The organism is Solibacillus sp. iso_87 (genome assembly GCF_056173085.1).
This window is the reverse complement of sequence record NZ_CM149656.1, coordinates 708,586-722,471: the sequence shown is the minus strand read 5'-3', so window position 1 is coordinate 722,471 and position 13,886 is coordinate 708,586. Positions and strand designations below refer to the sequence as shown.

Below are 13,886 nucleotides of genomic sequence, written 5' to 3'. Positions count from 1 at the left end.
ACTGGATTTTTTAAACTATCCATTTGTTACTTCCACACGGTTCCGCCCATTCTTTTTCGCTTCGTATAGTGCGGCATCCGCCTTTTCCATTACTGTTTTAGAATGATCCCCGTGCAGCGGATAACTTGCGATTCCTGCAGAGAAGGTAATTATATTGCCTGATGGACTGATTTTTTGTGAAACTTCTTTGCGCACCGATTCCACTCGTTCATATACTTCTCCAACAGTAGTTTCGGAAAATAGAAGCACGAATTCTTCACCGCCATAACGGCAAGCAATATCCTCCTGGTCTAAAACTTCCTTCAGTTCGCTTGCCAAAAACTGTAATACTTCATCACCTACTGTGTGTCCATAGGTGTCATTGACTTTTTTAAAATAATCGATATCCAATATAACTAAGGTATAAGGCTTTTGCTGTCCGGTCCATAAATGTATTACTTTATCAAAAGAGCGGCGATTGAACAGCTTTGTTAATGGGTCAGTTGAAGATTCTTCTTTAAGTGTATTCACTTGCCCATGTAAAATTGAAAAACTTTGGATAAGGGCCTCGCGAATTTTAAATACTTCAAAATACCATGCCCGAATGTCCTTGAGCTTGTTCATCTCCTGCTCCTCTGCACTGTTCCCTGCTATTTCCGCCATACTTTGAAGTGGTCGGACAATGCGGCTTGCAATGATGAAGACGAAAATAGTTGAAATGATAATGAAAGGAAAGCCTCTCTCGAATACATCCATTACTTGTTTTCCAACAGCATTTATCGCTTCGTCATACGGCGTTTGCATAACAATTCCCCAACGCGTTCTTTCGGTTGCGCTATACCCCGCAAGCATCGGCTGATCAAGAGAATTGACAATTTTCTGTGCCCCACTTTCCTCTTTTAGCAGTTTCTCAACAACTTCATTTTCCGAGACATTTTCCCCTAGTCGCGCTCTATTTGGATGATAAATGATTTTCCCGTTTGTATCCACAACGTATACATAAGAACCATTTTCATAAGGATGTCGACCTAAAAGCATTTCAAAAATATTCGATTCGTGCAAATAAATTGTACCGTTTATAACCCCTTTAAATATGCCTTCTTTGTCAAATACAGGAACGGAAAGAAGAATGATTTCACGACCGGTCGGTGACATATATGGGTTGGTAATATAAGGTTTACGCTTCCTAAGTACTTCTAGACCCTCTTTTGACACCACTTTAGAACCGGCTAAACCGAGGTTTTGTGGGGCATTGACCAATATATTCGCATCTGCATCTACTACGACGACAGAACTAAATGTACTTTCCTGCGAATAGAGACGGTTAACCTCTTGCTGCAGCTTTTCCATATTATTAAAATCTTCACCAATTTCTGAAGCACTATAACGCAGAACCCGATTTGTTTCCCCGACAAATTGGTCGATCGTTTCAGACAACTTCAAAGCATAAACCCGGTTATTTTCCAACGCTTGTTCTTCCATAAACTTCACATTTCCTTGGTAGCTGCTATAGGCACTAACAATCGCAGAAAGAAAAAAGGCCAAAGAAATAACCGCAACAATTAAGTATTTTAATTTCAAAAATCTATTTAAAGAAAACATGCATTTCTCCTAATCTAAATAGTGGCAAATTTAACATGAGAGAACGGTTTTAAGTTAAATATTTCGTTTAAGTAGAAAATAATTAATTAAAACATATAAATAGTGATTTTATAACTCTATAAAGAACTATGTATAATTTAGCATAGCATTGTTCAACGATTTATCAATTAACTTGATTTTGCTTTATATATTTGATTATTTTGTACCATTCTTGTGTATCGAAATTGTAGTAAATTTTTACGTTAATTTCGACTTTGGCTTCTTTATAAAAAAACTCTACACAGCAAAAGCCATGTAGAGTTTTTAATTAAATTATCGTTTTGGTGAATGCATTATTTAAATTCAATATTTTTTTCATCCGCGCCTTTTACATACGTAACGTTTGCCCCAAGTGGCAGATTACGGATTTCCTTTACATTGTTGCCTTCAATGATAATTTTACCTATTTTCGTTCCTTTAAAATCAATAATCGCATTTCCTTTTTTCGGACTGATCGTTACAGTTTTATCTGCAAACCCTGTCCCGTGGAATTCGGCATATTCACTAAATACCGCAATACCGTTTTTAATAGTTGTATTTTCACCTAATGTAAGGGAAATACTCGGGCGGTTCATAATTAGCTTACCTGTTTTATAGTTACTATAATTGTACACATTTTCCGGAATAATCGGCTCCGGTGTTTCTTCTTTACCAGACTTCAAATCAATTTGGACTAGTACCGGATCGTGGTCAGATGCACGGCCCTGTGCTTCAGTAAAGTTTGCATTAATATGAATCATATCAATCTCCGTTACTTCTGCAAGATTGTTAGAAACTAAAATATGATCCAGCACTTGGTTGTTTCCTTGGAAGTAGTAGCTGAAACGATCTTCCACAGGTGCCTTGTCCACCATATTTGTTAAAACGTCACCTTTTAATGCTTCAAGAGCCGGTGTAAATTCAAAATCATTCATATCACCCGCTACGACAATGTTAACGTCCGGATCTTTGGCAAGTCCTTCATCGATAAAGTCATTGATTACTTGTGCAAGCTCTATACGCTCTTTTTCAGATCCTAAAACCGGTGGCTGTGTTGGGCCCCATAATGAATCGTCTCCGCCTTTGGAATTTAAATGTGCACCAATAACAACAATACGCTCTTCCTGGAATTCAAATTCTGCCGCAATCGGTTTACGTGTATCTTCAAATTTTGAAGGATTCACAAAACCTGGATTCAATGCAAGGCTGCCTGCTTCTGTCCACGCATTCGCCTGCTCACCTGTTCCTATTGTACCGTCAACAAGCGAAACTCGTTCCGGGTTGTACAAGTAACCTACACGGATATTCCCGCCTGGTGCACCACCACTCGTATTATTTATCGGCATAACATCAATCCAGTCATACTGAGGACCTCCCGCTACTTTAATTGCGTTAATTAATCGCAAGTAACTTTCTGATGCATCGGCATTTCCTGAATCTGTTTGACCGTCATTATCCTGTACTTCCACTAATGTAATAATATCCGGTGACTTCATATTGTTTACAAATGTTGAAGCAATTTTTGCCGCCTTTTCATCGGATGTATTATTTTTGTTGTTTGAAAAATTTTCGATATTGTATGCTGCCACATTCAGCTTGTCCGCTACTGGTTCAAGATGTGTTACTTCCTGCTGAATATTAGCCTTTGTCACTTCCGGGAATACTTTATTCGTATTCAGGCGGTAGCCGTCAGAGAAGTTTTCCACAAAACCGATCAGCGCATCATTAAAGCGATCGCCTGATTCATAGTTTTTCGCTGATACCCCTTCAAGCATAATTTTTTCAGGATTGTAATCATCGGCAGCAATATTTAAGCCGCCGTTAACGTTAAACGTATTATTTGTAGTCTTTGGAACGACGATTGGTGAATCATTGTTATACATCGGCCCTATCACTCTTGCGTCCGGGAATGACACAAGCATGTACTCGATTGACTCCCAGAAATCGATTCCGTCTTCTTTTGGATCAAAAATTGCAAAACTGTCATTATCGATAATTCTGTTTGGCGGGAATAAATCTTCACCGATAACAAGTGTTTCAGGAACAGCAACCGTACCTGTTTTTTCAACCGATTTGGCCGCAATTTGAGTATCTTTTAAACGCGTATTGCCGCCGACTTCATTTACATTACCCGTTACTTTCACTGCATCTCCTACCGCCACACCGTGCGCTGATTTGTTCACTTTAATCGCAGTTGATTTTATGCCATCGAACGTTTTATTTTCTTGCATAATGAAGTTCGATGAATCAATCACAAATGTAACGATTCCTTCAACATCGTTCACTTGTAACCCTACATATGGCGATGTATGACTTGCACCTTGAATGTCGCTGATCGTCGCCTTGTCCGTATCAATAATTTCGTAAACGAATGTTGCAACCGCGCTGTTCGTTAAACCGTCTTTTACACCAATAGCTTTAATTGTCATCGGGTCATTAACAGTAATGGCACCAGTATACTTTGTACTTGCTGTTGTCGGTGTCGAACCATCCACTGTGTAATAAATTGTCGCACCTTCTGTAACTGTAGAAAGTGTTATATTCGTGCCGGCTGTTACTCCACCTGTATGTGAAGCTTGGATATCCTGTACTTTTGTTATATCTTCAACAATACGGATTGGAAGCAGCTGATGGTTTGTAAATTGTCCAACAATTCCTGTAATTTCTCCGTACGTTTTTCCACTTACTAAGCCTGAATCTCTTGTTTTATCATAAATTGCAAAGGATCCAGCTGAGTCTGTCCCTGTAAAGTTTTGGCCAGACCCGGTAATTGCTACATCTTTCAGCGTTACTAATCGCGATTCATTGTCTTCCGCAATTCCTTCACTTGTAATAACTTGCGGCTCTGGTAAAGTCGCCGCTGCTGGTGTGCCAACAAGAGAAATATTCGTTAACTGTTTAAGCCCGCTGTATTCCGCAACTTTACCTTGAACGGTAACAAGGTCTCCAACATTTGCTGCAAGACTGTCTGCCGGGTAGATTGCAATTGCCGCACCCGTTTCGTCCTGAATATGCGCTGTCGCTGTTTCCAGTTTTGCAGTGACAATACCCGAAACGATTACTTCCTCACCGATTGCTTTATTGCGTGCATCTTCAATTGAAATCGCTGTCGGCGCTGTTTTAATCGTATATGCAAATGTCGCAACTTCGCTATCGTCCAAGTCTGCTGCTGTTGCAAATGCTTTAATCGTCGTTGCTTCATTGATAACAATACCTAATGATGCATCATAAACCGTACTTTCTGTCGTCGGTTCAGAACCATCCGTTGTGTAATAAATCGTTGCATTTGGAGTAGCCGTTGATAGCGTTACTTTTGTTCCTGTATAAACTTCGCCGGCTGTCGGTGAAGCTTTGACAGATGCTACTTGTGTCGGCTCTTCTGGATCGGGTGTATCATTCCCGACAAACTGTATGAAAGTTGGTGATTTCAATCCTGCATGGTTACCAAAGTATTTTTCCAGCGAACCTGTTATTACTACTTTTTTGCCGAGATTACTAGGATTCGTTTTCAAACCAAATTCGGCTCTAACTGAAGCAGGTGAACTTGGTAATTGAATGTAAAGCATTTTCGTGACATCGGTTTCTCCCGGCGTATCGGCAATGGCGATATTCGTATCGGTTTCCGCTTCCACTACATAGGAAGTTTCACTTTTCGCAAAACCTACTATATAACCCTCTACTGTAATATCTGGTTTAGCTGAAGCTGCATCAAACTGACTGATCGCTTCACCAACCCCAATAGTACCTGTTGTTTCTGCCTTTATAATTGCAAAGTGAGGAAAAATCATTGAAATTACAAGTAAAAATGATAAAACAATTTTGGAAACGTAATTGAGTCCACTATTCTTCATTTGTTTAGCTCCTTATGTTTTTTTGGCTAGTCATTTTGAATTTTCCGTTGGGCCTTAGTAAATCACTGTCTCGCCTTCAACTGTTAACCCATCAATATTAATATTTACATTTGGTGCATTAATAACGAGGTCACCTGCAATCGTCCCCGTTCCAGTTGGCGTCAATGAGTAGCTACCCATTGCTTTAGGTTCTGTAATCGTCACATTTCCGGTTAATGTATGACCGTTGAAATCAAGATTCACAAGACTCGTCAAATTAATGTCCCCTGTTAATGAAGTCATCAATTTAATTGTGTCTCCATGTTTCGCTGTTTTTAGCGCTTGATTCAGTTCCGTTATAGTTCTTACGTTAAGCTTATTATCAATAACTGGCGGAGTAGGTGTCCCGCTCCCCCCACCAGTACTTGGTGTTCCTGGATTTGGTTTTGACGTGCTTGGCACATTCCCTATAATCACCTTAACTATTTGCGAAGCAATCTCAGCATAGTTTATAGTAATTTTTTCTGCTGTTGAACCTGCAGGAATCGATAATTCATTTATTTTTAAGCCAATACCTAAGGTAATCTGAGCATTTGGATTATTAACTGATAATGTACTTACAATTCCTTTAACTTTTAACACCAATTCTACTGCTGTCGTTAATAATAATTGACCGATCGTAGCATTCCCTTTAATATCAAGTTTTGCTGAGGATTCTACCGTTACTTTTGTAACCGTCCCGTCTAGATTAATCAGTGTAACCTTGGCCGCTATAGTGATTTCAGGTATTACTGTATCCGATTCAATGGATACATCGTTACGCTTCACATATACTTTCCCAGCGCGGGAATTTTCTAATTTTACTTTAGGGCCTGATTTTCCATCTGCAGCAAATTTATTGTCCATTGAAGCAATTGAACCGGCAACCTGATCATCAACAATTAAATCCCCCGTAATTTTTGCACCTTCAAACTCCACCTCTGTCAGTACAGCAGATGTGATCGTTGCATTACCCGTTACCGATACATTCCTTACCGCTACATAATCTGCATTAATTGTTAACGAGTCGATTGTCGCAGTTGAATCCAATACGACACGAGATTCAGCTGTACCAGATTTATTTAGTGTTACATTATTAATTTTAGTCAGGACTCCGTTCTCAACAGTTGCTGTAATAGTAGCACCAGTTAAAGCGGTTTTATTTGTTTCAGTAAAGATAGAAGATATAGAAGAATGGAATGAATAGGTAGACCCGTTAATAACAATTCCAGATGCTTTATAATTTTCAACTTTAAATGTTACACTTTGAGCAGGTTGTGGCGTTTGGTTTCTTACTGCTTCTGCGCGTGTAATAAACGCAGCCATTTGTCCACGTGTTACATTGGAAGATCCATCAAATAATGTAGCAGTCTTACCCGTTGTTACATTGTTTTCAAATAAAGCAGCGATTGCTTCCTTATAATCTGTGCGCACATCTGTGAAAGGAAGTGAATTTACATTTGCAGCTTTTAAATTCAAGGCATTGGCAATAATTTTTGCTGCATGATTACGCTGAATATTCGCTCCTTGACGGAATGTCCTATCTTCATAACCATCGATAATCCCCGCCTGCTTCAGAGCTGCAATCGCTCCATAATACTGGTGGGTTATTGGAATATCTTTAAATTTTGGATTGGTTACGTTTTTAGTATCTAGCTGCAGGACGCCCGCAATGATTTTTGCCGCTTGTCCACGAGTCAGGTTTTGTCCCGGCTTGAAAGTACCATCTTGAAACCCATTAATAATGCCCCGCTCACTTAAACTTTTGATAGCATCATAAAATTGATGAGTAGGTTTGACGTCACTAAAACTACTCGCTTCCGATACAGTCGGCGCAACTACTACAACTGCTGAAGCAGCAACCGCCATTGCTGTTATTGCATTAAAATACTTCGAAGACTGCCTTTTACTCATAATTATAAAAATACCTCCACTTCGCTTTTGGAATTCTTTCAATCGAAAATATAGTAGAATTATCCTTACTATAATTTCGATTAACAAAATAATTCTAACAGATTGGCGCATAAAACTATGTAAATTAATGTTAAAATTGTTTTTTTGAGTATAATTGGCTATTGGCAAAAAAATTACATTAGTTAGAATTCACTAATAATTTGTGATAAGGTAGTATTTATGAAAAGCAATTACCTTAGAATAGTCGAAAAGGAGATTAATAATGATGAGAAATATTCCTTATGTTGTGGATGGCGACTGGTTGGAAGCACGTCTGGAAGATCCGAACTTACGCTTAATAGATGCATCAACATTCTTAAAAATTCCTGAAGGAGAAGGGTTTCCGGAGCTATGGTCCGGCTTCGAATCTTACAAGTAAGAACACATTCCCGGAGCAGCTTATGCTGATTTACTGAAAGACTTCACTAATCCCGAAGGAAAGGCACCATTTACAATCGCAACTAGAGAGCAATTTCTTAAAGCGGTGGAACCTTTAGGAATTACAGATGAAACATATGTAGTGATCTATGATCGCGGTCCACTGGTAAATGTAGATATATTAGCATCCGACTGGTCGGCACGTTTACGCTGGCAATTGAAATATGAAGGTTTTGATAATGTTGCCGTACTTGACGGTGGATTCCGCAAGTGGAAGCTTGATGGTCGTCCAACAGAATCAGGAGTATCCAATTATGCGCCTGCGCCATTTCCAGGCGAACGCCGCGAGCATCTGATCGTATCAAAAGAAGAGGTAAAAGCAGCTTTAGGGGATGAAAATATTGTATTAATCAACAGTTTGTCAGAGGCAGACTTCCGTGGTGAAACAACAACATATCCGCGCTCTGGTCATATCCCGGGAAGCAAGCACGCGTTCTTCGGTTCCCATTCAAACTCTGAAACGCGTTTGCTGAACGATGATGCAACATTACGCGCTACCTTTGAAAAATTAGGTGCACTAGATCCAAATAAAAAAAGTGATTACCTATTGTGGTGGCGGAATTGCAGCTACTTGGAACGCGTTATTGCTGAATAAGTTAGGGCAGGAAAATGTGGCGGTGTATGATGGGTCGTTGAATGAATGGGCGGCTGATGAGAGTTGTCCGTTGGTGACGGGATAAGTAAGGCATAAGCTTTTTTATTATTAAATTCGAGAAATGAATAGTATTAATAAAAGCCCCTTTTGTACAAAGTAGCTGGTCCGATATACCAGAAATGTACAATTGGGGCTTTAAGTTTAGGTTACTCTATCTAGTAATATGAAAGCTTATTTAAGCCTCTTCAATAACTGCTCCTTCTCTTTTCCATTTGGCAGCTCTTGAATGAGTTTCATAGCCAATTTACGATTAGCTTTTGTTTTTTTCTTCTCATAATTGGCAACACGTGTTTTCGCTTTTGTCAAATTATTGTTGACCGTTTTCTGAATTCTTTTTTCCAGTTGGTCACGCTGTTTTTCATCAAAGACTGATTGAATAGCCTTTGTTGCGCTATTATAGTTTTTCAATGTTTGGACTTTTTCATATGCTGCAATATTTGTCGTTGCTATTTTTACGGCTACTTGTACTTGCTTTGCTAACTTTTCGAGAAGCTCTGATTTAATTGTTGATTCTGGTAAGCTATTAATGGAAAAGTTCGTATAACTATATTGATTCTTTGTTGGTTTCTTTTCATATTGTGCCAAACTTTCAATTGCTTTTTTCGCAAATTCCTGAAGCGCTTCATTTAACTTTTCTTCTAAATCGTTCTTCTTATTTAAAGAAGGCAATTTATTTAGTTCTGCCTCTGCCTTTTTATAGTTATGGACTGTTTTATTTTTAATAAAGGTTGTGACAGCATTTGTTGCCGGTTCCAGTAATCTCTCAATTACAGCATCGACTTCTTTTTGCATTTGTATTCTTACATCAGTAGCAGCCATTTTCGCTAATAGTGTTTTAATATCATTCACATGCTGTTCAGTAGGGTTTTTTTCAAAGGTGCCTAATAATTGATCGATCTCTTTAATAATCGCTTGCTCTGTTTTATTTCGCTCATTTTTTAATGCCAGTTTTTCAATAGAATCAGGCATCGTAACAATTTTTTTATTCAAAGCCTCAGCAGATTGTCCACTTTTCAAAAGTTCCTCTACGACTTGTACATTCGGAAGTCTGAATTTAGGCAGCCCATATCCGTACAAAGCATCGAAACCAGCATCTCCTAAATCATCGGCAATATAACGCAAACCTTCCCGCAATTCAGTAGGTGTTGCATATGGATATTGTTCCATTAACAATGCTAGCATTCCCGTAATATGCGGTGTTGCCATCGATGTACCATTATATGTAGCATATTGGCCATTCAAATAGGTACTGTAAATTTCTTCTCCTGGTGCTCAAAATCATTCGAATCACCCGTACCGCTAAATGAAGAACGCTTGAAATAACGATTAATTGCCGCTACTGATATTACTTCCTCATGACGTGCCGGATAATTAACCGTATTTCCCGTCCCGTTGTCATTTCCTTCATTGCCACTCGCTGCAACGATCAGTAAACCATGTTCAGATGCCTTTTTAATCCCTTCATGCAAAGATTGCGCATATTCCAAACCTCCAAAGCTTAAATTAATAATGTCCATATAATTGTCGATTGCCCAGTCTATTGCCTGCAACACAACCCGAACATCACCGACCCCATCACTCTTTATCGCCTTTACGGCATAAACTTCAGCATCTGGTGCAACACCAGCTACACCAATTCCATTATGCTTTCCTGCAATAATTCCTGCTACATGTGTTCCATGGCCATGATCATCATCATAACTTTCCCCTACAAATGATTTGCCACCCGCAATCGTCAGGTCCGAATGGTTGGATATCCCCGAATCAATAATGGCTATTTTAACGCCTTTACCTGTATAGCCATGACTCCAGCCATTTTGCACATCCATTGCCTTCAAATTCCATCGCGTTAATTCAGAGGAAGATAAATTCGCTACTTTAAAATGATTTTGAAGAGCGAATTGTTGGTTCTCTTCATAAAATTCAATAAGCCCTTCACTTCTCAACCTTTTTAACTGTGCACTTGAAACTTTTATCATCATCATTGGTAAATGCTCGTACTCTTCTAGGACAGCATCAGCTTCCTGGATGATTAACTGTTTATTCTCTTCTGAACGATATTTAATAATGACCGTTTCTTCGTTGTTTACCGGAGAGGCCTTTGTTAGATTCGATGGTGATAAGGCAAATATGATTCCAAGCATTATTCCGATTAATAGTATTTTTTTCATGCTTTCACTCCATTTATCTCAATTCTTTTTTATTATTATTTAATAGATATATCGATAGAAAGAATGGATAGTTAATAATTTAAGAAAAATATAATAAAAAAATAAGACCCTATAACAAAAAAAACAATCGTTTATCTTACAAAACGATTGTTTTCTATAGCTATAAATTAAGAACAATTAAAAAAATTGTAATGGTTGTACTATCATAAAAAGTATTTAACAATTTTCTCTATCGTTTCTTCCGCCTGTTCCTTAGATTCCTTCACGACTCCAAAATAAAATTTACATTTCGGTTCTGTTCCTGACGGACGAATCGCAATCCAAGAGTTATCCTCTAAAATAAACTTCAATACATTTTCTTTCGGCAAGTCGATTGGCCCAGTAGTACCGTCCTGTAATGTTGCGATACCTGTTAAGTAGTCCTCAACACGTACAACCGTTCCCCCTGCAATTTCATTGGGCATATTTAAGCGGTAGTTATTCAAAATTGCTTTCATTTGTTCTTGACCGTCTTTGCCTTCAAATATTTTGGAGACTAAGGCTTCTTTATAATAGCCAAATTGTTCATACAAATCTTCCAAAGCATCAAGTAATGTTTTTCCTTGTGTCGAATAATACGCAGCCATTTCTGCAACTTTTAAAGATACTTGTACCGCATCTTTATCACGAACGAATGTCTCTATTAGGTAGCCGTAGCTTTCCTCATAACCAAACAAGTATGTATGAGCTTTCGTCATTTCAAACTCCGCAATTTTTTCTGCGATATACTTAAAGCCAGTTAACGTATTAACTGTTCTCACACCGTAATGTGCAGCTATAGAAGCGCCTAGCTCAGATGTAACAATCGTTTTTAACATAGCTCCATCAGTTGGGAGTGTACCGTTCTCTTTTTTTGTTTGCAAAATATAATTTAATAAAAGTGCACCAAGCTGATTGCCTGTAAGAAGCTCATACGAATTGCCTTTACGTACCGCTACCCCTAAACGATCTGCGTCAGGATCGGTCGCCAGTAATAAGTCTGCTCCTACTTGGTTACCTAGCTCGATTGCCATGGAAAAGGCAGCTGCTTCTTCCGGATTTGGATACAGAACTGTTGGAAAAGCACCATCTTGTACGGCTTGATCCTTAACAACATGCACTTCATTAAATCCAAATCGCTTTAAACCTTCTACTACCGGAACCAGTCCTGCCCCGTGTAAAGGTGTGTATACAAGTTTCATATTATAATCGATGGCATTGTTATTTTTTAAAGTTAACAAGTTGTTCATGAATTTTTCATCAAGATCTTCCAAAATCCAGTTAAACATTCCTTGTCGTTCAAGCTCAGTAACATCTGCAACTTCAATCGCAAAAATATCACTAATTTTGTTCATATGCTCGATAATCGCATTTGCCCCAGTCGGTACTAGTTGCGCACCGTCCTCACCATATACTTTAAAACCATTGTACTGCTTTGGATTGTGACTAGCCGTAATAACAACACCTGCAAAAGTATTTAATTCACGAACTGTATAAGATAATTGTGGTGTTGGACGGGCATCTTTATAAACATAAGAAGTAATGTTATGTGCTCCTAATACACGAGCAGTCTCTACTGCAAATTCATATGAAAAATGACGTGTGTCGTAAGCAATAGCAACACCCCGTTTTTTCGCTCCTTCTCCATTTGAAGAAATATAGCGCGCCAAGCCCTCTGATACTCGACGGATTGTATAGATGTTCATGCGGTTTGTACCTGCGCCTAGGATTCCCCGCATCCCACCTGTTCCAAAAGATACATACTGATAGAAATGATCTTCTATAGCTTTATCATCTTGAGCAATCTGTTTTAATTCGCCTGCTAATTCGTTAGGTAGCTCCTGTTGCTGCCATTGTCTATAGACTTCTATACTCATACTTCTATTTCTCCTTCAATAACTCTAACATTTTACGTTTATATGCTTCTACACCTGGTTGATCAAATGGATTTACTTCTAATAAGCAGGCGCTCATTGCACAAGCTTTCATGAAGAAATATATTAAATAGCCCAGATGATATTCATCAAGTTTTGGAAGCTCTAACTGAATTACCGGAACGCCGCCTTCTGCATGGGCCAGCGCGGTTCCTTGTTTTGAAATTGCATTTATTTCATTAAAAGTTCGATGGGATAAATAATTCAATCCATCCTCATCCCGCTCATCATACGGTACGTGCAGATCACCGTCTATTTCATGGAAATGAAGTAAAGTTTCAAACATGATCGGACTGCCATCCTGAATAAATTGACCAATTGAATGTAAGTCTGTTGAAAAATTTACTGTTGAAGGATATAAACCTTTCTTTTCCTTCCCCTCACTTTCACCAAATAACTGTTTCCACCATTCATGAAATTTATTTAAACCAGGCTCAAATGAAGCAAGCAATTCAATTGAATAACCTTGCTCATATAACATATGACGCATAACAGCATATTTATATGCATCGTTATTAGCTAAATCCGGTTCCGAAAGTTCTTCTGCTGCTTGCTTAGCACCAGCCATTAAAGCGCGAATATCTACACCTGCCACTGCAACAGGCAGTAACCCTACTGGTGTTAATACAGAATAACGACCACCAATATTTGATGGAATAACAAATTGACGATAGCCTGCTTGGTCAGCAATTTTCTTTAGTATCCCATTTTCTGCATCCGTTGTAACGATAATACGTTCTGTCGATTTTTCCCCATATCGCTCTTCCATATAAAGACGCATCACACGAAAAGCAAGTGCAGGTTCCATTGTACCACCAGATTTTGAAATAACGTTAACATATACTTGCTTTTTGTCTAAATAAGATACAAGCTCTTTAATATATGCACCGCTCATATTGAGGCCTACATATACAACTTCAATTCCATGTTCAGCTAAACCAAAATAAGGCTTTAGTGCTTCTTGAATTGCCCGTGCACCTAAAAAGGATCCTCCAACACCAATTACTACAAGTACATCCGCACAAGCGCGAATTTCAGTAGCTACCCGCTCAATGGAATTAAGTAAATCATCTTGAAGTTGTATAGGAGTTTCTAACCAACCAGTCAACTCAAACTGTGGTAAAGCATGGTGAATATCTTGTACTTGATTTTTATATTTTAAAATATCACTTTCTTGAAGAGAGCAATTTAATAATGTAGTTTTTACAATCTCTTTAATCATTGTATAGTCTCCAATTCTGGTAAATTC

The 13,886-nt window shown here is 38.5% G+C and carries 7 protein-coding genes and 1 pseudogene; 1 reads left to right on the top strand and 7 read right to left on the bottom strand.

Annotated elements, in window-relative coordinates:
- Positions 1-15: 15 nt before the first annotated feature.
- The 3 genes from AC0VXV_RS03635 to AC0VXV_RS03625 form a co-directional block, all read right to left on the bottom strand.
- On the bottom strand, positions 16-1,581 hold the full coding sequence (locus AC0VXV_RS03635) for a sensor domain-containing diguanylate cyclase (protein WP_475530383.1): 1,566 nt from the start codon (positions 1,579-1,581) through the stop codon (positions 16-18).
- 332 nt (positions 1,582-1,913) lie between these two features.
- Positions 1,914-5,450 (bottom strand): chitobiase/beta-hexosaminidase C-terminal domain-containing protein, encoded by a 3,537-nt coding sequence (locus AC0VXV_RS03630; protein WP_475530382.1) that lies wholly within the window; start codon positions 5,448-5,450, stop codon positions 1,914-1,916.
- A gap of 54 nt (positions 5,451-5,504) precedes the next feature.
- The gene (locus tag AC0VXV_RS03625) at positions 5,505-7,382 is read right to left on the bottom strand and encodes an S-layer homology domain-containing protein (RefSeq protein WP_475530381.1); all 1,878 of its coding nucleotides are present in this window, start codon (positions 7,380-7,382) and stop codon (positions 5,505-5,507) included.
- A 265-nt stretch (positions 7,383-7,647) separates the two neighbouring features.
- On the opposite strand from AC0VXV_RS03625, the pseudogene AC0VXV_RS03620 reads away from it, so the two are divergent.
- Positions 7,648-8,539 (top strand): annotated as a pseudogene (locus AC0VXV_RS03620) (sulfurtransferase).
- Between the two features lie 146 nt (positions 8,540-8,685).
- On the opposite strand, the gene AC0VXV_RS03615 reads toward AC0VXV_RS03620, so the two are convergent.
- From AC0VXV_RS03615 to AC0VXV_RS03600, 4 genes are all read right to left on the bottom strand, one after another.
- A complete protein-coding gene (locus AC0VXV_RS03615; protein WP_475530380.1) occupies positions 8,686-9,756 on the bottom strand; it encodes a S8 family serine peptidase in 1,071 nt (356 codons plus the stop codon).
- Positions 9,753-10,685 carry a S8 family serine peptidase gene (locus AC0VXV_RS03610; RefSeq protein WP_475530379.1) on the bottom strand — a complete coding sequence of 311 codons (933 nt, stop codon included), beginning with the start codon at positions 10,683-10,685 and terminating at the stop codon, positions 9,753-9,755. The genes AC0VXV_RS03615 and AC0VXV_RS03610 overlap by 4 nt, the downstream gene beginning before the upstream one ends.
- 203 nt (positions 10,686-10,888) lie before the next feature.
- Entirely contained in the window at positions 10,889-12,580 is a 1,692-nt protein-coding gene (locus AC0VXV_RS03605) for a phospho-sugar mutase (protein ID WP_475530378.1), read from the bottom strand.
- Positions 12,581-12,584: 4 nt separating this feature from the next.
- Positions 12,585-13,859 (bottom strand): glucose-6-phosphate isomerase, encoded by a 1,275-nt coding sequence (locus tag AC0VXV_RS03600; protein WP_475530377.1) that lies wholly within the window; start codon positions 13,857-13,859, stop codon positions 12,585-12,587.
- Positions 13,860-13,886: the final 27 nt, after the last annotated feature.